General features: G+C 62.6%; 21 protein-coding genes. 13 read left to right on the plus strand and 8 right to left on the minus strand.

Translation table 11 applies throughout. The features are described 5' to 3' along the window. Window positions 1–9 precede the first annotated feature (9 nt). Window positions 10–1,242 (minus strand): efflux RND transporter periplasmic adaptor subunit, encoded by a 1,233-nt coding sequence (locus tag AZKH_RS12740; protein WP_015436190.1) that lies wholly within the window; start codon window positions 1,240–1,242, stop codon window positions 10–12. Between the two features lie 31 nt (window positions 1,243–1,273). After that, entirely contained in the window at window positions 1,274–2,152 is an 879-nt protein-coding gene (locus AZKH_RS12745; protein ID WP_015436191.1) for an alpha/beta hydrolase, read from the minus strand. A gap of 158 nt (window positions 2,153–2,310) precedes the next feature. Here AZKH_RS12745 and AZKH_RS12750 point away from each other — a divergent pair, with 158 nt between their 5' ends. Next, the gene (locus AZKH_RS12750; RefSeq protein ID WP_015436192.1) at window positions 2,311–3,222 is read left to right on the plus strand and encodes a LysR family transcriptional regulator; all 912 of its coding nucleotides are present in this window, start codon (window positions 2,311–2,313) and stop codon (window positions 3,220–3,222) included. Between the two features lies 1 nt (window position 3,223). Here the strand turns inward: AZKH_RS12750 and AZKH_RS12755 are convergent, their stop codons facing one another. Then, window positions 3,224–4,870 (minus strand): fatty acid--CoA ligase, encoded by a 1,647-nt coding sequence (locus AZKH_RS12755; RefSeq protein ID WP_015436193.1) that lies wholly within the window; start codon window positions 4,868–4,870, stop codon window positions 3,224–3,226. A gap of 197 nt (window positions 4,871–5,067) precedes the next feature. Between AZKH_RS12755 and AZKH_RS12760 the strand changes: the two genes are divergently transcribed. Beyond that, a complete protein-coding gene (locus AZKH_RS12760; protein WP_015436194.1) occupies window positions 5,068–5,673 on the plus strand; it encodes a cytochrome c oxidase subunit 3 family protein in 606 nt (201 codons plus the stop codon). Between the two features lie 3 nt (window positions 5,674–5,676). Further along, window positions 5,677–5,985, plus strand: coding sequence for a hypothetical protein (locus AZKH_RS12765; protein WP_015436195.1), 309 nt, complete (start codon window positions 5,677–5,679; stop codon window positions 5,983–5,985). A gap of 12 nt (window positions 5,986–5,997) precedes the next feature. Here the strand turns inward: AZKH_RS12765 and AZKH_RS12770 are convergent, their stop codons facing one another. Both AZKH_RS12770 and AZKH_RS12775 read right to left on the minus strand, forming a co-directional pair. Next, on the minus strand, window positions 5,998–7,614 hold the full coding sequence (locus AZKH_RS12770) for a methyl-accepting chemotaxis protein (RefSeq protein WP_015436196.1): 1,617 nt from the start codon (window positions 7,612–7,614) through the stop codon (window positions 5,998–6,000). An 84-nt stretch (window positions 7,615–7,698) separates the two neighbouring features. Further along, window positions 7,699–8,148, minus strand: a complete 450-nt coding sequence (locus tag AZKH_RS12775) for a cache domain-containing protein (RefSeq protein ID WP_015436197.1) — start codon at window positions 8,146–8,148, stop codon at window positions 7,699–7,701. Between the two features lie 197 nt (window positions 8,149–8,345). Between AZKH_RS12775 and AZKH_RS12780 the strand changes: the two genes are divergently transcribed. From AZKH_RS12780 to AZKH_RS12795, 4 genes are all read left to right on the plus strand, one after another. Continuing rightward, window positions 8,346–9,749 (plus strand): PLP-dependent aminotransferase family protein, encoded by a 1,404-nt coding sequence (locus AZKH_RS12780; RefSeq protein ID WP_051071765.1) that lies wholly within the window; start codon window positions 8,346–8,348, stop codon window positions 9,747–9,749. Between the two features lie 389 nt (window positions 9,750–10,138). Then, window positions 10,139–11,218: a hypothetical protein gene (locus AZKH_RS12785; RefSeq protein WP_015436199.1), complete on the plus strand. Its 1,080-nt coding sequence runs from the start codon at window positions 10,139–10,141 to the stop codon at window positions 11,216–11,218. Window positions 11,219–11,371: 153 nt separating this feature from the next. Next, window positions 11,372–12,076 carry an HNH endonuclease gene (locus AZKH_RS12790; RefSeq protein ID WP_015436200.1) on the plus strand — a complete coding sequence of 235 codons (705 nt, stop codon included), beginning with the start codon at window positions 11,372–11,374 and terminating at the stop codon, window positions 12,074–12,076. A 107-nt stretch (window positions 12,077–12,183) separates the two neighbouring features. Next, window positions 12,184–13,101 carry a hypothetical protein gene (locus AZKH_RS12795; RefSeq protein ID WP_015436201.1) on the plus strand — a complete coding sequence of 306 codons (918 nt, stop codon included), beginning with the start codon at window positions 12,184–12,186 and terminating at the stop codon, window positions 13,099–13,101. 36 nt (window positions 13,102–13,137) lie between these two features. On the opposite strand, the gene AZKH_RS12800 is transcribed toward AZKH_RS12795, so the two are convergent. Then, complete coding sequence (locus tag AZKH_RS12800; protein ID WP_051071679.1) at window positions 13,138–14,079, minus strand: helix-turn-helix domain-containing protein; 942 nt, start codon at window positions 14,077–14,079, stop codon at window positions 13,138–13,140. 369 nt (window positions 14,080–14,448) lie between these two features. On the opposite strand from AZKH_RS12800, the gene AZKH_RS12805 reads away from it, so the two are divergent. From AZKH_RS12805 to AZKH_RS12830, 6 genes are all read left to right on the plus strand, one after another. Continuing rightward, the gene (locus tag AZKH_RS12805; protein WP_015436203.1) at window positions 14,449–15,336 is read left to right on the plus strand and encodes a TorF family putative porin; all 888 of its coding nucleotides are present in this window, start codon (window positions 14,449–14,451) and stop codon (window positions 15,334–15,336) included. Between the two features lie 27 nt (window positions 15,337–15,363). Continuing rightward, complete coding sequence (gene eat / locus AZKH_RS12810) at window positions 15,364–16,803, plus strand: ethanolamine permease (protein WP_041656146.1); 1,440 nt, start codon at window positions 15,364–15,366, stop codon at window positions 16,801–16,803. Between the two features lie 17 nt (window positions 16,804–16,820). Beyond that, window positions 16,821–18,119 (plus strand): haloacid dehalogenase-like hydrolase, encoded by a 1,299-nt coding sequence (locus AZKH_RS12815; RefSeq protein ID WP_015436205.1) that lies wholly within the window; start codon window positions 16,821–16,823, stop codon window positions 18,117–18,119. A gap of 38 nt (window positions 18,120–18,157) precedes the next feature. Beyond that, the gene (locus AZKH_RS12820; protein WP_015436206.1) at window positions 18,158–19,549 is read left to right on the plus strand and encodes an ethanolamine ammonia-lyase subunit EutB; all 1,392 of its coding nucleotides are present in this window, start codon (window positions 18,158–18,160) and stop codon (window positions 19,547–19,549) included. Between the two features lie 10 nt (window positions 19,550–19,559). Beyond that, window positions 19,560–20,372 (plus strand): ethanolamine ammonia-lyase subunit EutC, encoded by an 813-nt coding sequence (gene eutC / locus AZKH_RS12825; RefSeq protein WP_015436207.1) that lies wholly within the window; start codon window positions 19,560–19,562, stop codon window positions 20,370–20,372. Between the two features lie 460 nt (window positions 20,373–20,832). Continuing rightward, window positions 20,833–21,768 (plus strand): LysR family transcriptional regulator, encoded by a 936-nt coding sequence (locus tag AZKH_RS12830; protein ID WP_015436208.1) that lies wholly within the window; start codon window positions 20,833–20,835, stop codon window positions 21,766–21,768. 158 nt (window positions 21,769–21,926) lie between these two features. On the opposite strand, the gene AZKH_RS12835 is transcribed toward AZKH_RS12830, so the two are convergent. Together AZKH_RS12835 and AZKH_RS12840 are read right to left on the minus strand one after the other, a co-directional pair. Further along, on the minus strand, window positions 21,927–22,472 hold the full coding sequence (locus AZKH_RS12835) for an SRPBCC family protein (protein ID WP_070099116.1): 546 nt from the start codon (window positions 22,470–22,472) through the stop codon (window positions 21,927–21,929). A gap of 98 nt (window positions 22,473–22,570) precedes the next feature. After that, a complete protein-coding gene (locus tag AZKH_RS12840) occupies window positions 22,571–23,473 on the minus strand; it encodes a LysR family transcriptional regulator (protein WP_015436210.1) in 903 nt (300 codons plus the stop codon). Window position 23,474: the final 1 nt, after the last annotated feature.

Raw genomic sequence — 23,474 nt, forward strand, 5'->3', positions numbered from 1 at the left:
GCGGGCGAATCACGATTGCGGCGCGTCGGTGGCGCGGGCAGCGTTGTTGCTCTGGGACTGACGACTGTCCATCGCCACGGCCTGCGGCGCGACGAGCGAACCCGGCCGCACGCGCTGCAGGCCATTGACGACGATGCGCTCGCCCGCCTGCAGTCCTCCGCTGACGATGCGCAGGCCGTCGGCGGTGCCGCCGAGCGTGACTTCGCGGTACTCGGTCTTGTTGTCCGCGTCGACGACCAGCACGAACTTGCGGCTCTGGTCGGTGCCGATCGCGCGTTCGTCGATGAGCACGGCCGATGCCGCGTGCGGGCGCCCCATACGCAGCTTGGCGAACTGGCCGGGCATCAGGCTGCCCTCCGGGTTGTCGAACACCGCGCGCACGCGCACCGTGCCGCTACGCGCATCGACCTGGTTGTCGACGAGTTGCAGGTGGCCGTCGAACGGGAGTTCGGAGGTCGCGGCCGTTCCCATCTGCACCGGGATGCTTTCGAGCCGTGCCGGCTTGCCGTTCGCGCCGCGTAGTTCCTGCAGCGCACGCGCGACGACCTGCTCGTCCGCGTCGAAGCTCGCGTAGATCGGGCTGACCGACACCAGCGTCGTCAGCACCGGCGCACTGGGGCCGGCAGCGACGAGGTTGCCGACAGTGACTTCGAGCTTCCCGACGCGGCCCGACACGGGTGCCTTCACCTGCGTGTAACCGAGATTCAGGCGCGCCGACTGCAGCGCGGCCTGCGCGGCCCGCAGTTCGGCATCCGAGGCGCGGTGGGCGTTGGCGCGTTCTTCCAGTTCGCGCTCTGCGATCGCACGCTGCTCCCACAGGCGCTGGGCGCGTTCGTGTTCGCTCGTCGTGAAGGCGACGCGGGCCTGCGCGGCGGCGACCTGAGCGGAGGCGCGGTCGACTTCCGCGGCGTACGGCGCGGGATCGATCGTGATGAGCAGGTCGCCCGCCTTCACGAGCCCGCCCTCGCGGAAATGCACCTCCTGCACCGTGCCGGCGACGCGCGAGCGGATGTCCACGCGCTCGACCGCTTCGAGCCGGCCCGAGAATTCGTCCCAGGTCGCGACCTCGCGCTGCTCGACGGTCGCGACCGACACGGGCGTCGCAGCAGGCGCTGCGGCAGCCGGGGCAGCTTCCACCTTCGCGGACCAGGGCGCGGCAATGCCGGCGGCGATTGTGGTCAGGCCGATCGCGGCAGCGCCGGCGATCCAGAGGCGACGTGGTTTCCGGATATTGTTGTTCATGACATGACTCCTGTCGGGGAACGGCCGTGGATCAAAGCGGACCGGGAGACGCCGGCTCGTGGCCGGCGGGCCGTGCTGCCCGGTTCGCGATAAGGAATTCGTGGATGCGCGTGCGCACCGGCTCACTCCAGGAGTCGTGGGTGACCGCCGGGTTGAGCAGCGCGTCCGGCCAAGCGCTGGGCGCCGGCAGTACGCATTCGGCCGACGGCACACCGGCGGCCCGCAGCCGCCGCGCATAGGCGAGCGTCTCGTCGCGCAGCGGATCGTCCTCGGCGGTGATCAGCAAGGCCGGCGGCAAGTCGGCCAGGCGCAATGAGCGGCCGGGAATCGCATAAGGGTGCTCGGCATTGGCCGGTTCGCGCAGGTAACTGCACCAGCCGGTCGCCAGCGGGCAGCCGGCGGGACCCTGCTCGCTGCGGCGAACGGATGCCGTGCCGAGGCAGGGGTCGAGCATTGCCGACAACAGGATCTGGCCGGCGAGCCGCGGCGCGTGACGGTCGCGGGCCATCAGCGCGATCGCGGCGGCGATATTGCCCCCCGCCTCCTCGCCTGCGACGAAGACCGAAGCCCCCTGCCCCGCGAGCTGCGCGCGCTTCCGATAAGCCCACTGCAAGGCCGCGTAGGCGGCATCGACCGGCGCCGGGAACGGATGGGCCGGTGCGAGCGGGTAATCGACGGACATCACGACCGCGCCCGCGCCGAGCAACAGATTGGCAACCGCCGCGCCGCTGTCGAGCGATCCGGAAACGAAGGCCCCACCGTGGAAATGGACGACCAGTGGAGACCCCGAGCTACGCGTCCCGTAGACGCGGACGTTCAACGGCGCGGCAAGGCCGACGTCGATGCGGCTGTCCGCGATGGGCGGCAGTTGCGTCGGGGTTGCGGATCGGGTCTGCGAAGACGGGGACATTTTCGTTCCGGGACGGCGTGCGCCGAATACTGTGTTGGTGCCCTGAACGATAGATGTCACTCGCTGTGGAATAAATAATCATTCCGTAGCTTCTTTATTTATGTTGGTGAATAATCGCGCTGCAGCAATTGCAGCGATCGAACGGGAGGGAGAGGCAAATGGACCAATTTCAGGCACTGCGCGTCTTCGCGCGCGTCGTCGAGGCCGGCACTTTCACGAAGGCGGCCGACTCGCTGGGAATGCCGAAACCGACGGTGACGAAGCTGATCCAGAGCCTGGAATCGCACCTGCGCGTAAAGCTCCTCAACCGCACCACCCGGCGCGTCACCGTCACCGCCGATGGCGCCGCCTACTACGAGCGCACCGCGCGGCTACTGACGGAACTTGAGGAAATCGACGCCAGCTTGTCGAACGCGCAGGCCTCGCCGAAGGGGCGCGTGCGAATCGACGTCCCTGCCGTGCTCGCCAGCCGGATCATCCTGCCCGCGCTGCACACCTTCCACGCACGCTATCCGGACATCCAGATCGACATGGGCGTCGGCGACCGGCTGGTCAACCTGATTGCCGATAACGTCGACTGCGTCGTCCGCGGCGGCAATATCATCGATGAATCCTTGGTCGCGCGGCGCATCTCCCAGGTCGAATTCATGACCTGCGCAACGCCGGGCTACCTGGCGACTTACGGCGTGCCCACGCATCCCTCCGAACTCGACGGGCCACATCGCGTCGTCGGCTATTTTTCCGCCGGCACAGGACGCATCTCCCCGTTCGAATTCGAGCGCGACGGGGAACGCATTGAAATCGTCGGCAATTACGGCGTTGCCGTGAACGACAGCAACGCCTATCTCGCCGCCGGCTTGGCGGGGCTCGGCATCATCCAGAGCGGCGCCTCCGTCCTCCAGGAGCATGTGAAGACCGGCGAGCTCGTGCCGGTGCTCGAAGACTGGACGACCCCGGGGCTTCCGATCTACGTCGTCTATCCGCCGAACCGGCATCTCAGTGCCAAGACCCGCGTCTTCGTCGACTGGATCGCCGAATTGTTCGGCCCGTCGAATGTGCGGAGGCGCTGACTCAGCTCGCCCGCTCGCGTAGCAGCTTCTTGTTGATCTTGCCGACGCTGGTTTTCGGGATCTCCTGCACGAACACGATGCGGTCGGCTTCCGGCACGCCGTATTTGCATAGGCGGTTCGTCTCGACCTGGCGCATCAGGTGCTCGCGGATCGCCTCTGGCGCGAGCGTGACCCCGGGCTTGGGCACGACGTAGGCCATCGGCCGCTCGCCCCACTTGTCGTCACGGATCGCGATCACCGCGGATTCCTGCACGCCCGGCACTTCCGCGATCAGGCTTTCGACCGCGATCGACGACACCCACTCGCCGCCGGTCTTGATCACGTCCTTGATGCGATCGACGATGCGGACGAAGCCGTCCGGCTGTACCACCGCCACGTCCTGCGTATGCAGGTAACCGCCCGCCCACAACTCCTCGGACGCCTGCGGCTTCTTGAAATACGCCTGGGTCAGGAAGGGCGCGCGCAGCACGATCTCGCCCTGCGCCTGGCCGTCGTGCGGCACATCGCGCATCTCGCTGTCGACGACGCGGAATTCGATCATCGGCACGGGCCGGCCCGTCAGGGAGCGCAGACGCACCTCGGCATCGAGGTCCGCGGGTGCATCCGCATCGCGAATCTGCGCGAGCGCCACGATGGGCCCCGTTTCCGACATGCCATAACCGGCAAACACGTCGATCCCCCGCTCCACTGCCGCCTTGCATAGTGCCGACGGCAATGCGGCGCCGCCGATGATCACCTTCCAGCCCGAGAGGTCGTAATCGCCGCCGGCCGCGGCTTGCAGCAGCATCTGCAGGATCGTCGGCACGCAGTGCGAGAACGTGACCTTCTCGTCGCGCTTTAACTTGAGCAACGCGTCCGGGACGTAACGCCCGGGCAGCACAGTCCGCAATCCGAGCAGCACGGCGACATAGGGAACGCCCCACGCGAGTACGTGGAACATCGGCGTGATCGGCATGTACACGTCTTCGCGATGCAGGCGCTGTCCTTCCCGCGGGGCGCACAGGCTCAAGGCCGTCGTCAGCGCATGCAGCACGATCTGCCGATGGCTGTAGCACACGCCCTTCGGGTCGCCGGTCGTGCCGGTCGTATAGAAGGTCGCGGCCTTCGTGTTCTCGTCGAAGTCGGCGAAGTCGAAGTCCGGCGATGCCTTCCCCACCAGTTCCTCGTACTCGCCCGCGAAGCTCAGCGTTGTCGCCGGCATCGCCTGTCCATCCGCGAGCACAACGATCTGGCGCACGGCCTTCAGCTCCGGCTTCAGCTGCTCCAGCAGCGGCACGAAGTCGGCATGCACCAGCACCACTTCGGCTTCGGAATCGTTCAGCGTGTAGGCGATCTGCTGTGGCGACAGGCGCACGTTCACCGTGAACATCGTCGCCCCCATCATCGGGATCGCAAAATAGCTCTCAAGGTAACGATGGCTGTCCCAGTCCATCACCGCGACCGTCGTGCCGGGGCGCACGCCGATCGCGCTCAGCGCCGATGCGAGCCGCCCGATGCGTTCGCGGAAGTCGCTGAAGCGGTAGCGCATTTCCCCGCGGTAGGTGATCTCCTGGTTGCCGTACAGGCTCACCGAATTCAACAGCAACTGCTTGATCAGCAGCGGATAGGCATAGGCCGACGCGGCGGCCGCGATCAGGTTGTCCGTCATGGCTGTCTCCACCCTTGTTGTTCGATGTGCGGGATGCTCGTGCGCTAGTTCAGCATAGCGTTTGCCCGTCGTTGCGCCGATGAAAAATGCCGCATCTGCAACTGTTACGCACGGAAATGGTCCGGCCTGTATCTGTGCTTTCCGACCGCAACTTGAAAGAATGGAAAGCAAACCATCCACGAACCGGCAGGGCGAAAATGACTGCAGCGGCAATCCCGGCAATCGATGTCGGCGGCAAACCGGAAACCCAGGGGCGGATACCGGGCAACCATGGCATCTGGGTCGGCATCACCTGCGAATTCGTCGAATTCCTCGTGCTCTTCGCCGTGTACTTCATCGCCCGCGCGCACTTCCCCGCGGCCTTCCAGGATGGCGCTCCACGACTGTCGGTCGTCGCTGGCACCGTCATCACGCTGCTGATGGTCACCAGCAGCTTCTTCCTCGCCTGCTCGCTCGCCCGCATCCGCGCGGGCCGTCATCGCGAATCACTCTGGTGGCTGGTCGCCGCGCTGGTCCTCGCGCTCGGCTATCCGCTCGCGAAATACCTCGAAATCCAGTGGAACCTCGCGCACGGCATCAACGGCGAATCGGGGATCTTCTTCACCGTTTATTACTACCTCACCTTCACGCACCTGGTGCACGGCTTCTGGGGCATTCTCGGCATGCTGTGGGTGCTCGCGCGCCATCTTTCCGGTGGCTACACCGCCGACAACCACGACGGCCTCGAAGCGCTGGCGAGCTACTGGCACGCCACCGACATCATCTGGCTGATCATCTTTCCGCTCTTCTATGTGCTGGCCTGACCCATGAAAGCGATCCCCGCGCCCCCCTCGACCTCGCTGACGCCGCTCGTCCTCTCCTGGCTCGGCCTCGTGACCCTGACCGTGTTCAGCCTGTGCCTCGCGCAATGGTCGGGCCACGCCGCGTGGCTGCAGCTGCCCGTCGCCGCCATCGTCTGGCTGAAGGGCTGGATCGTCGCGCGATCCTTCATCGAATCCCACCTCGCCCATCCCTTCATCGCGCGCGTGCTGCGGACCTTCATCCTCTGCGTGCCGCTCGCGTTGATCCTGACGACCTGGTTCGGCGATCGCATCGCGCGGCTGACGACGCTGTAGCGGCCGCGCCGTTCAGCGCCGGAAGCGCGAGACCAGCTCGCGCAAGGTCCCGGCATGGTTGTGGACGTTGCTCGCCATCTCCTCTCCGCGCTGCGCGGCGTGAGTGTTGATGTCGCTCTTCTGAACCAGGCGCTCGACGTTCTCGGCGATCAGCGTGCTCGCCTTGGCCTGTTCGCGCGCTGCGTCCGACACGTCGATGAGGTTCCCCAGCGCCACGGACGCCGAGCGCTGCAACTCATCGAGCGGATCCTGCAGGTCGTGCATCAGTTTCACGCCGGACCCCAACTGCTGCGTGGCGTCATCCATCTGCTTGACGGCCGCTTCCGTCTGATCGCGGATCGCCTCGATCATGACGTTGATCTCCGTCGTCGAAGAACTCGTCCGCTCCGCGAGTTTGCGCACTTCGTCGGCGACCACCGCGAAGCCGCGGCCCTGCTCGCCGGCCCGCGCGGCCTCGATGGCGGCATTGAGCGCCAGCAGGTTGGTCTGGCCGGCAATTTCGCGGATCACGTCGACGATGTGGCTGATCCGTTGCGAGGTTTCCTGCAGTCGATGGATCGTATCGCCCGTTGCCGACACGTCGGCCGCGATCTTGTTGATCTCGGCCACGGCTTCGTCGACGAGCGACTTTCCGGTCTCCGCAACGCTCACCGTCCGCTCGGCGACCGTCCGCGCGTTTTCAGCGTTGTCCGACACATGCGTGATGCTCACGCTCATCTCCTCCACGGCCGCCGCGATCGCGTTCAGCGACTCGCTCTGCTCCTGCACGCAGCGCGTGATCTCCGCAGCGGCCGACGACATCCCGCCCGCGGAGTCGCCCAGCGCGTCCGCACTGCCCGCCATGCTGCCGATGATGCGCCGCAGGTTTTCCTGCATGCGTTGCAGCGACCGCAGCAGGTCGCCGATCTCGTCGCGGCCGGCCGAAGCGAATTGCGCGCCGAGGTCGCCGCCGGCAATGCGTTCGGCGACGACCGAGGCCTCGCGAACGGGACGCGCGATGCTGCGGGCCATCAGGAACGCGCTCACCGCAGCCCCGGCAAGCGCGAGCACCAGCGTCGTGGCGACCACCAGCCGCGCCTGGGAATATGCGGCCGCGGCATTGTCATAGTCGGACTTGCTGATCCGCTGTTCGGCCTGCACGAGCTCGTCGGTCAGCGAGTCGAGAACCTTGAAATAGTCGTCCGCCGTCTGCAGCGCGGAGCGCCCCATGTTGATGTCGCTGTCCGCAAGGTCGATCGCCTGGGAGACGCTCTTGCGGTACTTGGCGATCTGCGCAGCGATCTTTTCTCCAAGCGCCCTTTCATCGGCAGCAAGGTCCGGCTTCGCCATCCAGGTGTCGAACTTCGCGACAACCCGCCCGAGTTCATCATCCGCCGCCTTGCCATCCTTCTGCAGCTGCGGCGAGCCGGAAAGATCCGCCCACATCAGCAAACGGTATGCACGGGCGTGACTCTCGAGGACGTCGGACCTGACTTCCTCCGCGGTCTGGAGGTATTGCTGTCGGACGTTGAACAGATCGTCGAGAACCTCGCGCTGGGTGCTCATCGTCAAATGGCCGGCGACGGCCAGCAACAACAGAAAAACCAAGGTGATCGCCGGCGCCACCAGAGCTTTCTGGTACAGGTTCATGGCGCATCCTCGAAGGAAGGTCGTGTGTGTGCTCCGTGCCGGCCCCTTGCAGCGCCGGCACGCGACAGGTCGAAGGAAGCCGCTTCAGCGCTTGTAGATGCCGGCGCAGACGACCGTGTCTTCAAGCTTCTCGCAATACATCTGCTTGGGAAGCACCTTCTTCGTGACAGGGTCGGTGAACTTGTAGTCCTGCCAGAACTTGCCCTTGCTCTGCGCGAGATCGACACGCTCCTTGACGAAGAGCTTGCCGTCGGGGTCCTTCATGTCGATGAGATCCTTGCCGACCTGCTTCGCATTCTGGCCGTGGGCTAGCACCTTGCCCTGAAGGTCATAGACGACGGGATAAAGGTCCCGATCGACCCACTTCGGGTCCTTCGCGGTAATCTCGTCGTAAGTCGCCTGCTTGTTAGCCTTGATCGCCGAGATTGCCTTCGTGACCATCGCTTCGGCGTCCTTCGCGGTCGCATATTCGCTTGCGATCGCCGTGTGTGCGGCAAGCAGAAGGCCGGTAGCCAGCAGTAGAGTGCGCCTCATCGTCGTTACTCCTTTGGGGTGGGAACGTCTTGTAGTTGTTTTCGGTAATCCGTTCCCCATTGTAGTGCGTCGAATATCGAATGCCGCCTTGTTAGGCACGTTCCGGGCGGCACATGCGACTCGACTTCATCCGGGTCAAGTACGCGTCCAGCCGTCAGCGGATAATGTCGTGCTGCCTCCTCCGCGCCGGAACCGACGTGAACCTCTACGACCGCCTCGCCCTCGACATCGAACAACGCATCCGCGACGGCGTACTGCGCGCCGGTGAGCGCCTGCCCTCGGTGCGCAAGGCCTGCGAATCGCAGCGCCTGAGCCCCTCGACGGTCCTCAAGGCCTACTACCTGCTCGAAAGCCGCGGCCTGATCGAAGTTCGGCCGCAATCCGGCTACTACGTCGGCCCCCGCGCCCTGGGCGCCCTCCCCGAGCCGCGGATGACGCACCCCGTCGGCGCCTCCACCGCACTGCAGGTCAGCGACTTCATCTTCGAGATCCTCGAAGCGGTCAAGGACCCCGCCGTCGTACCGCTCGGATCGAGCTTCGCCAGCCCCTACCTCTATCCGCTCGACAAGCTCGGCCGTTTCCTCGCCGCCGCCGCGCGCCACATGGACCCGCGCGCCACCGTCACCGACCTGCCGCCCGGCAACGACGAACTGCGCCGCCAGATCGCGCTGCGCTACCTCGCCGGCGGCGTCGCCCTCGCACCCGGCGAAATCGTCATCACCACCGGCGCGATGGAAGCCCTCAACCTCTGCCTCGAAGCCGTCACCCAGCCCGGCGACCTCGTCGCGGTCGAATCCCCCACCTTCCACGCCGGCCTGCAGATGATCGAACGGCGCGGCCTCAAGGTCATCGAGATCCCCACCCACCCGCGCGACGGCGTCAGCCTTGCCGCCCTCGCCGACGCGCTGCGCCACCACCCCGTCAAGGCCTGCCTGCTGATGCTCAACTTCCAGCATCCGATGGGCAGCCTCGTCCCGGACGACAACCGCCGCGCCCTCCTCGACCTTCTGCGCCACCACGACGTCCCGCTGATCGAAGACGACACCTACGCCGAACTCCACTTCGACCGCCACGCCCCGCTCGCCACCAAGGCCCTCGACAGCACCGGCCTCGTGCTCCACGTCTCCAGCTTCTCCAAAAGCCTCGCCCCCGGCTACCGCGTCGGCTGGGTCGCCGCCGGCCGCTACGCCCAGAAGATCCAGAGGCTGAAGCTCTCCGCGAGCCTCGCCACCACCATCCCAGTCCAGATCGCCATCGCCGACTTCCTCAAGCAAGGCGCCTTCGACACCCACCTCCGCCGCCTGCGCAGCGCCCTCGAAGTCCAGGAAGCCGCGATGGCCGCGGCGATCGAACGCTACTTTCCCGCGGGCACCCGCCTCACCCGGCCGCGCGGCGGCTATTTCGTGTGGGTCGAACTACCCCCGAACTGCGACGCCCTCGCCCTCCATCGGCGCGCGCTGGATGAAGGGATCAGCCTTGCGCCGGGGCCGATCTTTTCGGCGAAGCGGGAGTATGGGAACTGCATTCGGCTGAATTTCGGGCATCCGTGGACGGAGGAGATCGAGCGGGCGGTGAGGCGGTTGGGGGAGATGTTGCGGTAAGGGATGCGTCGGTCGGCTACCTCGCCGCGTGGTCCCCGCCTCGGTCCGGGCAGCCAAGCGTTGTTGCCGTTGGTGTGCCACGCGAAGGACCGCTCCATGAGACCCTCCGACGGGCGAATACGAACCACAAGAGGCGATTGATGTCCCCCCGAGGGGACATCCAAACCCCCTAGTAGTATGCTATGCAGTTGAAACGCCGCTTTTCAAGGATATCTATTCGCAGGAATACCATTCCCGGCCGCATCGGAAGCGTTGAACGGCAATCCAATCCGTGTGGATGTTTTGACAATCCAGAGTTCGGTAGACTCGACGCGAAGTTGGGGCGTAAAACTGAATCCCGATAACAAAGTTAGAACTACATCATCTTAACCGTTGATCTGACACAGAATATGAATTCAATTCTTGTAACGGGACTAGCTATTGGTTCAGAGCCTGAAATTGACGCTTGCTCTGCCTGCAATTATGACTTGTCTTGGCTTTTCGAGCACCCATCCACATTGCTTTGGGCAGACAAGATTATCGTCACCGAAGGAATTAAGAACGCAATTGATGGTGAGTATTTTGCTCATGTAGACAAGCCGGAGTTTTCCAAGGGATTAAAGACAATTTTTGAAATTCTTCAGGATGCAGGCTTGCTCGATGTCAGGAAAGCGGCAAACGTCATTACCCCAACGGTGCGGGATTCACTTTATGAGCAGATTGAACTTGATCGAAAACTGATGTGCGAGGTCTTTCCTAAGGATACTAGGCTCGCCGCTGACTCTGGTGTCCCTGGTCAGTTTTTCGTCCACGATTACGAGTACTGCACGCCAGCCTTGTGGTCTGTTTATGCGTCGCTTCATTTAGCGGACACGTGGGACACAAACGTTCTCTTCTCGCCGAACGTATACAACTATCTTCGATACAAATTCGGTTTGCAATCCGATCTCCTAAAGTCGGCCTCCCAACTCACCGCGTTCGAAAAAGTATTTTCTTCGTTTGTCCCGGAAACCCCCCTTCTCCCTTCGTACTTTATCGACACCCAGTGTGGCACCTGCACGACCGAGAAAACTTGTCGGTCCAATGCGCTGCCCAATCTCGAGGCAAACTTGCGGAAGATTTTGGCGTGGCGGGATTACGACGAGTTTCATGAAATGCGAAAAGTTTTCGATGATCTTTCGAAGAAGCGCCGAGAATGCGTCGACCCCACTGAACTGATAGCTGAATTTGAGCAGCGCGAATCTAAGCTTCAGCGCAGAATTAATGGCGTTTTTCCAAAGATCGAACGCTGGACAAACTTGGCGTCGGTTGTCGCAATCCCCGTTGCTCTAGGAGGCGTCACTTCCGGCTCGACTCTTCTTGCGTCATCTGCTGGAGCAATCGCGGGGCTGGCCGAGGTCTCTAAGAAATACATGGAGATCACGAAGAATCGCTATCGATGGCTTGGCTTCCGCAATAAGGCGGTAAAAGACGCAGCGTCGAAGAAGTAATCGAGTGTGCGTGAGCAGTCGGGGACTCAAGGGGGCTTTTCTTGGCGTCATTCATTTCCGGTGTCTCCGATCTCGCGCTCGATTTCGATTCGTCGGTGGACGGGCAGGGGGAGTCCATTTCATCCCTTATGTGTCACAAGAGGTCCTAGCGTAATGACATTCGAAGAGTGGCTCACTCATCAAGGACTGTCCCTGTCGTCGGTGAGCAAGTATGAAGCGGCGATTCGCGGCGCGATCAGCGAATGGGCAATGGACAACGACATTGTTGCCGGCCCTCTCACTTCAATTGTGAGTCCCTCAGCGTTTGGCGCCATAGCTGCGCGAGTCAGGGCTCTGCCGATTTACCAGGAACGGAATGAGCGCGGCCACAATATGTATAACAGTGCGCTTGCGAAGTTCGCAGAATACCTCTCCGAGTCGAAAGGTGGAGATCTTGAATCCGACGTCGATGACATTTTGCAGTCAAAAGAGGTCGGGGATACCGAGAAAGCTAACCTCATTAAGTCGAGAATCGGCCAGGGAACGTTCCGTCAGAAGGTCGTGGCTTACTGGGCTCGCTGTGCGGTAACCGGCTTCAAAGACCCAGCCTTTCTGGTTGCCTCGCATATTAAGCCTTGGCGAGCCTCAAAAAACTCCGAGCGATTGGACCCGTTCAACGGATTGCTGCTCTTGCCGAACATCGATAAAGCTTTTGATGGGGGCTACATTACGTTTGCTTCCGATGGGAAAATCATCATCTCCCCCCAACTCCCGGAGCCGTCGGTGCTCGGAATCTCCGAGGAAATGCATGTGACCCTCGACCGGCGCCATCAAGTCTTTATGGATTTCCATCGATCTTCGGTCTTTCGCGCCACCTGACATGACGTTGCAGCAGACGCCCGAAACCGGGGCGTTCTTCGAACAGGCCACGTGGTGCGGGCGGCCTGAATTTCACGTTAGCTTTTAACGGACGATCACTCGCCCCAATGCATCCATTTCAGGTAATTCAAAAGCTTCATCCATCTGTTTCGGTACCACTGACCTACCTGTTCGCGACAGTCGGATATATTTGGCGCTTCACGACAGGAACAAGTATCGGTGTTCTTATTCTCTCGGCCGCGGCATATTACGCAGCGAGCACGTTTGGGAGCGTAAAGCCATTCAGCTTTGGTGAGCTGATAGTCTGGATCGCCGGCCTTTCCGACGAGCTGAAGGCTGCTGCACTAACATCGGTCCTCACCATAACCGGATTTCTGATTGCATTTCATAGCTCAACGGCCTCGTGGAAAAAACAGGTTCAAAACCAATTGAAGCTTGACGCGGCGGTCGAGATCGAGGGGTTCTTCGCCGAGGTCTCGGCCCTGCTAATCGAGAGTAAGCTTTACGCTCAAAGCATTGTTGATGCGGTTATTCGCATACGTGAGTTGGGAGCAACTTCAGAAACGCAATACGAGCTACGCAGGATTGTCGAGGAAACGCCGAAGTTTCTTGATACGAGGCAGCGAATTTCGGCGTTGTCGGTTGGGGTTCACCGGCTGGCGGGCAAGAACCACACGCTGTTATCAACGGTTTGGGGTGGCCAAGAAGCCCTAGCGAACGCTATTGAAGCCTTTCAGGAAATTGCGGCGTGCACCTGGTTTCCAACTCCCTATGTGGACTGCGCGGATGAACGGTATATCGACATATTTGTCTCACAGGTCGACATAACAAAATGCGCTACCTTTATCGAAACAAGCGACGCGAAGGGGTTGTACATGAACGCGGTTACCGGTGGTCTCCGTGGCATCCTGATTGCCCCAGTCATGGAATTGAATCTTTCAGCGCTATGCAATTTGGCTAAGCATCGGCGGGTGATGGGCAAGGCATTTGGAGTAATCAGGGATGGTGGTCGAGGCCATGGTTAGCGGTTTAGTGACCCCCTGAACTATCATGGAAAATAATCACCCCTTCCCGTTAAACCGCCGATAAGTCTCCGACGGCAACTCCCCAAATAACTGCTTGTAGTCCCGCGAAAAATGCCCGAAGTGCCAGAAGCCCCAATAGGTGGCGGCTTCGGAGACGGAGGCGCAGGTCCGTAGCATGCGGCGGACGCCGTTGAGTCTGACCATCCTGAGAAAGGCGATCGGGTTGAGGTTCAGGACGTCCTGGAAGCAGTATTGCAGGGTGCGGCGGCTGACGCCGATGGCCTTGCAGACGTCGAGGATGGAGGTCGGGGATTCGGGGCGGCTGAGGATGAAGTCTCGGGCGCGGGCGACGATTTGCCAGCGTTTGGACAGGGAGATCAGTTCGCCTTCGGGGTGAGCGTCGTCGACCAGTAGCTCGGTGACGTTGGAGACGACCGAGTCGCGCAGCGAGCGCTGGAGCGGCGCGTTGTCCATGAGGCGCGGAGCGCTCTCCAGCATTTCGAAGAAGCCGCGCAGGAATTCGCGCATTACCGCGATCTTGCTCGCCTGTGCGACGCTGAGGTGCGGGCGGTCGAGCGAGGTTTCGAGCGAGGCCGCTTCGTCGTCGGACAGCGCGGAAAGTACCTGGTCACGGGAGATGACCACGCCGCCCATGACGAGATCGGCGGGAGAATAAAATTCGAACCCGCCGTCGCCGGAAAAGTGGTGCACCGTGGTGTTGTTGGTTATTGCGCCGCAAAAAACTCCCGACCCGGAAAGCTGCAATGGCACGCCCAGGGCGACGACGGCGTCGCTTAATTCCCCACTCTGAAAGAGGCCTTTGCTGGTGTATTCGACGAATAGGTGCACGTCGTCGAATCGGACTTCGGTATAGGTGCCGGTAAAGCGTCCGGGCGACATTTGGGCATATGTCTGATGCCATCCGCGCAATCTCGCGGCCTGCTCGTCGACGTCTTGGCTGGCAATGAATTGAAACATCCTTACCCCGTTGAGTCCCCATCAGGGTGGCCGATATTGCGGTGCAATGTGCCGCCTTGTGGTCGGCGCAATTGCCGCGGCGTGTGTAGAGAATAGCCTAAAGGGAGGGTGATGTTGCAAGCCATTGGATCGCCCCTGTGAGTACGGCGTCTGTGGGCAAAATTTGCCAAATTTGGATAGTCGTGGATCGGCGGTTCTGATTGGTGGCCGCCCTACCCCGCGCCTATCGCCGAAGTCATAGGCTCGGAGCGCTTTCCGAGCCGATCTGAAAAATGCCGATATCGGATAGCGCGAAATCGCCGCGATTTTTAACTTACGTCTCACGCTGCGGCAGATGTCCTGGCGCAGGTGAGCACCGTAAGGGAATCTATGGAAATCAAAAACACATTGCCTCGCACCAAGGGCATATCGGCGTTGATCTTGATTGGCCTTGCATTTCAGTTTTCGGGAGTCGCGGCGGCGGACGCGAACAAGGCGGACGATGCGGCCCCGTCCAGCATCACCGTGACCAGCTCGGCAACCTTGACCAACGACTATATCTGGCGTGGTCTGACGCAGACCTTCGGCAAGCCGGCGCTTCAGCTTGGCGTCGAGATGCAGCACGAGTCCGGTCTGTATCTGGGAGGCTGGGGTTCGAACGTGACCGAACGGTGGATTCCCGGTGCGAATCTGGAGCTTGACGTCTACGGCGGGTTTCGCAAGCCGATCCCCGGCGTCGAAGATCTCGGCCTGGATGTGGGGATGATCTACGTCTACTACCCGGGAGGCGACTACTCGAAGGCCCTGGATGGCAACACCTTCAAGGGTTCCAGCCCGAACACGCTGGAGGCCTACTTCGGGGTCACCTATAAATCAGTGTCGCTCAAGTATGGTCGGACACTGAGCAAATTCTACGGCTGGAACGAAAACAATTCGGCTCCAGGGGTCTTTTCGGCAACGGCGACTTCGGCTGGAGTCACCGGCTCGACGCGGGGTTCGCAATACGTCGAGTTGAATGTGAATCATGAAATCGGCGACGGATGGACCGCCAACGGTCAATTCGGGCATCAATGGATTGCCCACAGCAAGGGGCTCGACTGGAGTTACTACCGCGTCGGCGTCACCAAATCCCTGCCCTCGAACTGGAGCGTCGGAATCGCCTACTCGCGCACGAACGAGCCGAAGGCGTTCGAAGACTACGCATCCCTGACGGGCAACGGAGACACCGTCGATGCGGCACGGCCACGATTGCTCGTGTCGGTGTCGCGGCAGTTCTAAGAAAGAATTGATGGAGGAGCACACAAAATGACACAAGAAAGACATGGCCTGCATATCGGAAAGGTCACCCACCACGAATTGAAACAGACCCTGAATGCCTGGCAGCTGTGGGGTATTGCAGTTGGATTGGTTATTTCCGGAGAATATTTCGGCTGGAGTTACGGCTGGGCTTCGGCCGGCACATTGGGATTCGTCATCACCTCGATTTTCATCGCGGCGATGTATACGACTTTCATTTTCAGCTTTACCGAATTGACGAGTTCGATCCCCCATGCGGGCGGCCCCTTCGCTTATGGACGGCACGCTTTCGGGCCGGTGGGCGGTTATCTCGCGGGTTTCGCGACGCTCGTGGAATTCGTCTTCGCCCCGCCTGCGATTGCGCTGGCGATCGGGGCCTACCTCAACGTGCAGTTCCCTGAGCTGAATCCGAAGGATGCGGCCGTCGGGGCCTACATCGTCTTCATGCTGTTGAATATCGTTGGCGTGGAGATTGCCGCGACTTTTGAATTGTTCGTCACGGTCATCGCGATCTTCGAATTGCTCGTGTTCATGGGCGTCGTGTCGCCCGGATTCTCGCTCGACAATTTCACCAAGGGTGGCTGGTCCGGCCAGGACGAATTCAGCCTCGCGGCGATTCCCGGCATGTTCGCCGCGGTGCCGTTCGCGATCTGGTTCTTCCTTGCGATCGAAGGCGTTGCGATGGCGGCCGAGGAAGCGAAGGATCCGAAGCGCTCGATTCCTATCGCCTACGTCACCGGAATCCTGACGCTGCTCGTCCTCGCCATCGGCGTGATGACTTTCGCCGGCGCTTCGGGGGACTGGACCAAACTCTCCAATATCAACGATCCGCTGCCGCAGGCGATGCGCTCGATCGTCGGTGAGAACAGCGGCTGGACGCACATGCTGGTCTGGCTGGGGCTCTTCGGTCTGATCGCCTCCTTCCACGGCATCATCCTCGGCTATTCGCGGCAGATCTTCGCGCAGGCCCGGGCCAACTACCTGCCCGCCTATTTCGCCAAGGTGCATCCGCGCTTCAAGACGCCCCACCGCGCCATCATTGCCGGCGGTGTGGTCGGCATCGCGGCGATCTATAGCGACGAGCTGATCCAGTTCGGCGGCCAGACGCTCACCGCGAACGTCGTCACGATGTCCGTGTTCGGCGCGATCGTGATGTACATCATCAGCATGGCGGCGCTGTTCAAGCTGCGCCGCTCGGAACCGGGCATGGCGCGCCCCTTCGTCGCGCCGATGTATCCGTGGTTCCCGGCCTTCGCGCTGCTGGCGGCCGTGGTGTGCCTCGTGACGATGATCTACTACAACCCGCTCATCGCGGCGCTCTTCTTCGGCCTGATGGCTGCCGGCTACGTCGTGTTCCACCTGACCCGCCACCAGCGCGAAGTCGCGCCGCTGGACGATCTGCTGGAGTCGCCCGCCGAGCTCGCCGCCGAAGCGAACGTTGCCCGCTGAAATAGGAACACTCCACAATGGATAAGAAGCCCCTCCGCCTTACCTCGATCCTGCTGGCATCCGTTCTTGGCGCGAGCCTCGTCGGGTGCGCGCAAACGCCGCCGAACGCCCTCGCCGCCTCGGCCGTCACGGCACCCGCAAAGCTCTCCGCTGGCCGCTGGGACGGCTTCAACCGCGAGCGCATCGATGCGCTGATCGCTGCCTACGGCAAGTCGGCTCCCGGCTACGATGCGGCGAAGCCGCCGTATGTCGTGTTCGACTGGGACAACACCAGCATCTTCCTCGACGTCGAAGAGGCGGTGCTCGTGTATCAACTGCAGAACCTCGTGTTCGGTGCCACCCCCGAGCAGCTGGACCGCGCGATCCGCAAGGACGTTCCGCACGCCGCCTTCGGCAAGGACTACAACAACGCAGCCGGCGCGCCGGTCAACGTCGATGCGGTGGCGACCGACATCGTCGCGAGCTACACCTGGCTGTATCGCAACTACGCCGGCCTGAAGGGGGACAAGCCGCTCGACGAGATCAAGCGCAGTCCGCACTACGAGGCCTTCATCACGAAGATGCGCTATCTCTACGAGGCGATCGGGGACACCTTCGATCATGCCGTGTCCTATCCTTGGGTGACATATCACTTCACGGGGATGACCGAGGCGCAAGTGCGCAAGCTGACCGCCGATAGCGTGGCCTGGCAGCTGTCGCAACCGGTCGGCAAGGTGAAATGGACGAGTCCGGCGGAGCTGCCGGGCCGCGCCGGGGTCGTATCGATCTCGTGGAAGGACGGCTTGCGGCTGGTGCCCGAGATGCAGGAGCTGTATCGCACCTTGCGTGATGCGGGCTTCGACCTGTGGGTGTGCTCCGCGTCCTTCATCGACGTCGTCAAGGAGATCTCGTCGAATGCGCAGTTCGGCTACAACAACCCGGCGGACCGCGTGCTTGCGATGGAGCTCGAGCGCAACGCGGATGGCGTGATCCGGGGCGAGTTCCGTCGCGGATACGACCAGACGCAGGGCGTGGGCAAGACGCAAAACATCCGGCGCTTTCTGGTCTCCAAGTATGGGTACGGGCCAGTGTTCGTCGCGGGCGACAGCGAGGGCGACCAGAACATGATGCAGGACTTCGCCGACACGCGGATGGTGCTGATCGTCAATCGGCTCAAAGGCGAGGACATCGGCAAGTTCGCGCAAGTCGCCGTTGCGAGCCATGGCCAGTCCGACGCGAAGTATCTGCTGCAAGGGCGCAACGACAACACCGGGGAATTCGTGCCCTCGCAGTTGCACTACAAGCTCGGCAGTACCGAGGGCAAGGCGCTGAAGTGAGCGGCGAGAAGGATGGCGAAAGGAATGGAGGACCAAGGATGAGCGGCTATTCTCACACCATCGACGGCCAGGTCTGGCGCTTTCCGGATCTGAAGGCGCTGATGGCGAAGGCGAGTCCCGCGCGCTCCGGCGATCAGCTCGCAGGCATCGCCGCGGCCAGCGACGAGGAGCGCGTCGCCGCCCAGATGGCGCTGGCCGAGTTGCCGTTGCAGCGCTTTCTCGACGAGGCGCTGATCCCGTACGAGACCGACGAAGTCACGCGGCTGATCATGGACGAGCACGACGCGGCTGCGTTCGCCCCGGTCAGCCACCTGACCGTGGGTGACTTCCGCAACTGGCTGCTGTCCGAGGAGGCCGACGAGGCGGCGCTTGCCGCGCTCGCGCCCGGCCTGACGCCCGAGATGGCCGCGGCCGTCAGCAAGATCATGCGCGTGCAGGACCTGATCCTCGTCGCGAAGAAATGCCGCGTCGTCACGGCCTTCCGCAACACGATCGGATTGCCGGGGCGGCTTTCGACGCGGCTGCAGCCCAACCACCCGACCGACGAGCCCAGCGGCGTCGCCGCGAGCATCGTCGACGGGCTGATGTACGGCAGCGGCGACGCCGTGATCGGCATCAACCCGGCCACCGACAGCGTCTCCGCCGTGACGACGCTGATCCGCATGCTGGACGCGATCATCACGAAGTACGAGATCCCGACCCAGTCCTGTGTGCTGACGCACGTCACCACGAGCATCGAGGCGATCAACCGCGGCGCGCCCGTGGATCTCGTGTTCCAGTCGATCGCCGGCACCGAGGCCGCGAACGCCGGCTTTGGCATCAACCTCGCCGTGCTCGCCGAAGGACGCGAGGCGGCGCTGTCGCTCAAGCGCGGCACGGTCGGCGACAACGTGATGTATTTCGAGACCGGCCAGGGCAGCGCGCTGTCAGCCAATGCGCACCACGGCGTCGACCAGCAGACCTGCGAGGCCCGCGCCTACGCCGTCGCGCGCAAGTTCAAGCCCTTCCTCGTGAATACCGTCGTCGGTTTCATCGGGCCGGAATACCTCTACGACGGCAAGCAGATCATCCGCGCGGGTCTCGAGGACCATTTCTGCGGCAAGCTGCTCGGCGTGCCGATGGGCTGCGACGTCTGCTACACCAACCATGCCGAAGCCGACCAGAACGACATGGACATGCTGCTGACGCTGCTGTCGGTGGCGGGCATCAACTTCGTGATGGGAATTCCCGGCTCGGACGACGTGATGCTGAACTACCAGACGACGTCTTTCCATGACGCGATGTACATCCGACAGGTGCTCGGCCTGCGCCCGGCACCGGAGTTCGAGGCGTGGCTGCGCAACGTCGGCATCTTTGCGCCCGGCGATGCGATGCGCCTCGCGAAGAACCTGCCAGGCCCCTTCCATCGTGCGCTGGCGAACCTGAGCTGAGGACGCGGCCATGACCGATCCGATCACCGATACTGTCATCCCCAACGCCTGGGGCAAGCTGCGCCGCTTCACGCAGGCGCGCATCGCGCTCGGCCGTGCCGGCAGCAGCCTGCCGACCCAGCCCCACCTCGCCTTCCAGTTCGCCCACGCCCGCGCGCGCGACGCCGTCCATCATCCGTTGGACATTGAGCCGCTCCGCACGGGGCTCGCCGAACGCGGGATGGAGGTCGTGACGGTGCATAGCGCAGCACCCGACCGTCCGACCTACCTGAAGCGGCCGGACCTCGGCCGCAAGCTCGACGACGCTTCGCGCGCACGACTGGAAACCTATGCGGCACCGGAAGGCGCCGACTTCGATGTCGCCTTCGTGATCGCCGACGGGCTGTCGGCCTTCGCCATCGAGCAGAACGCCCTGCCCTTCCTGGACGTGATGCTTCCGCGGTTCGCGACCAACTACTCGATCGCCCCGCTTGTCATCTCCGAGCAGGCCCGAGTGGCGATCGGCGACGAGATCGCCGTCGCACTCCGTGCCCGCATGGTCGTCGTTCTGATCGGCGAACGACCGGGGCTCAGTTCGCCCGACAGCATGGGCCTCTACCTTTCTTGGCAACCTGAGATCGGCATGACTGACGCTCATCGCAACTGCATTTCGAACGTGCGGCGCGAAGGCATGAGCTTCGATCTCGCTGCGCACAAGCTGCTATACCTGATGACGGAGGCTCGCGGGCGCCGAATCTCGGGTGTTTCGCTCAAGGATGAGGTCGAAGCTCCTCCGGAACGCCTCGCCGCGCCGGCCGGCAACTTCCTGATTGAGGGAGCCTAGTGATCGCCGTGCAATGAATTTTCTGTCCTCCTAGGCCTTCGCACGTCTTGTGCGATGCCTGCCCGCGTTTCGGCAGTTTCACTCCATTTCACGACCGAACGCGGATTTTGCCGGTGTCAGGTGCGTCATGGACCCCATGATCAGCCTGCACCGGCCTTCTTTTTATTGTCTGGAGCCGCTAGGGCTGCGGTTTCGGCCTGCAACTCTTGCCTTCGTACTCGAATCGGTCGAGCCTCACTTCCGGTAGGAAGCCCGCTGCCACGAACTCTTGCCATGTCTGGTAAGACGCTGGCCAGTCTGCGTTTCGGGGGTAACCGTTCCGCTGTTCGCCGGCTTGCAGTGACTACATTTAACCTCCGCGAGCGGGTATCTGGGAAATAGAGAATCGAGGTAACACCATCTTGAAATCAGATGGATCGGCTAAACTCATACTCAAGCCAGACAGTTCGCCCTCCCTCACATGGAAATCAGACAGCTGCGATATTTCGTCGCGATCGCGCAATACGGCACCTTCTCGAAGGCCGCCGAGAAGACCTTCGTTGCACAGTCGGCGTTGAGCCATCAGCTTGCTCAACTGGAGGAGGAGCTCGGCGCCCGCCTCTTTCATCGCTCGCACCGAGGGGTCGAGTTGACCGAGGCCGGGCGCATATTCCAGACCCACGCGGTGGCGATCCTGAGGCAGATCGAGGATGCGCGGAGCAGCGTCCGCAGTTCGATCGGCCAGCTCACAGGAAAGGTCGTGTTCGGTGTGCCACAAAGCGTGTCGAATGCGCTCGCGGTGCCACTGCTCCAGGCCGTCCGCCAGCGCTATCCGCAGGTGGAGCTGGAACTCACCGAGGAGCTGACCGGTAACCTGACGCATCAACTGCGGATCGGCCGCCTGAATCTCGCCGTATTGTTCGATGACGGGCAACTGGGGGAATTTGCGTACGAGCGGATGGTCACGGAGCGCTTATCGCTGATCCGCGCAGCGGTGCCGGGCGAGCGGGTATCGGCGAAAGGAGTTTCGCTGAAAAAGGCGCTGACCTTGCCGCTGATCCTGCCGGCCGATCCCCATGGCGTTCGACCTATCATCGAGGCGAAAGCGCGCGCCAGCGGCTATCCGCCGCCCAACGTGGTCGCGGACATCAGTTCCGTCAGCATCCTGCGCACCTCGCTGCTCGCCGGCCTCGGGCAGACCTTGTTGCCGACGATGCCGCTCAAGCACGACATCGATGCTGGATTGCTGCACGCGAGTCCGGTGGTGTCGCCGGTCCTCACGCGCGTCGTGGCGATCTGCGCGTCGAAACACATTCCTGTTACCGCCGCGGCAGATGCCGTGTTACGGCTGACGGTCGAACTCTCGCACGAGCTATGTGCGAGCGGACAATGGGCGGACGCGACTCCCATCGCCTGATCCGCTCGTTGCTCACGACGTAGCTGTTCTCGAAGCACTCATGGGGTGGATCGACATTCAATGATCTTTGGCTAATGACCTAGTAATTGCGGAGCGATCGGCTTTTCGTGATCGAACTGCCATGAACGGGGAGTGTCGTTGCCGTCCGACTTTCCCGCTTAGCGCTCTAGCGCCGCCTTCAGTTGGCGGACGGCGAGGTCGGATTCGGCGGCGATCTGCTTGCGGGTCAGCAGCGGGTCGAGAAGTGCGGTGAGGAGATTGGGCATTCGGTAGCGCATGTCCCGCGTGAAGTGCGTGGCGCCGGCCTCTTCGCGGAGCGTATAGGTGATCCACGCGCGGCCGCCCTCCTCGCCGCCTCCCTCGATCTTCCACAGACGGGGCGCATCCCGTTCGACCACCGTCCACACTGCTCGCCCGCGTCGGCCGGCCACCAGGAAGTCCTCGGTCGCCTGCTCGCCGAGGTTGAGGGAGTGGTCGATTGCTCCGGACACGGCAAGCGACGACGGGTGCCATTTCGGCCAATTGCCCGGTGTGGTCACATACTCGAAGACTTCGCCGATGGGACGCGTGATGGTGACTTCGTTGGTGAGATGGACCGGCGCCTTTGGGGACGGCAGCAGGATCGTTGCAAGGATGGCAGCAAGGACAACGCCCGCGACGCTAGCGGTCCAGACGATCCGGCGTCTCCGCGAAGCACGTTTCATTGCCGATTCCGCATTCATCTCAGCTCCCCGGCGCACTGACCGCACTCACGGTTGAAGGGATGCTTCTTTATAGTTCGTTCAGGCTGCGAGCCGATGACCTAGTAGGCCGGTTTCAGCGTCGACTTGAGCAGGTCGATGAATGCGCTCGTCCGTGCCGGCAGCAGGCGTCTTCCGGGCGTCACGCACCACAGGGTCACCGTCGGCGGCTCCCAGTCGGGCAGGACGCGCCTGAGCAGGCCTTCCTCGATCTCCTTCTGCACATAACGCTCTGACAAGGCAACGATGCCCATCCCGTGCGCGGCGAGGTCGCGCTGCAGGATGGGGGAATTGACCGCCAGGGGCCCGTCGGGCATCCCCTCCCATCGCTCCTTTCCGCGCGACAGGCTCCAGGGGGCGGTTTCGCCGTTGCCGCTCATCAGCCGGAGGCAGACGTGCTTCTGCAGGTCTTCGGGCGTCTGAGGTTCGCCGTAGCGGGCGAGATAGGCCGGGCTGGCGTAAAGGCCGAGGTGCATCTCGTGGAGTTTTCGTGCGACGAGCGTGTTGTCGTCCGGCAGGCGGGTGGCGGCGCGCACGGCGAGATCGAAACGCTCCACGAGCAGGTCGACTCGGCGCGGCGAGAGGTCGAGTTCCAGGCGCACTTCCGGATAACGCGCGGCGTATTGCAGGCATAGCGAAGTCAAGTCCAGCTGGACGAAGTCCGGGAGCAGCGAGGCGCGCAACACGCCGCGGGGTGTGGCCTGCCGGTGCTGGGCGAGCGCCGAGGCGGCTTCGGTTTCCTCGAGGAGACGGCGGGCGTGATCGAGGATGCGTTCGCCGAAGTCCGTGATCGTCAGGCGCCGCGTCGTGCGCATTAGCAGCCGTTCGCCGAGCGTCGTTTCCAGCTGGGTTATCCGCCGGGAGACGGTCGATTTCGGCAGGTCCATGCGTTCGGCCGCACGCGAAAAACTGCCCGCTTCCATCACTTGGGCGAAGAGGATGAGGTCGTTGGCATCCAGGCTCATG

The sequence above is a fragment of the Azoarcus sp. KH32C genome (assembly GCF_000349945.1).
GTDB lineage: Bacteria > Pseudomonadota > Gammaproteobacteria > Burkholderiales > Rhodocyclaceae > Aromatoleum.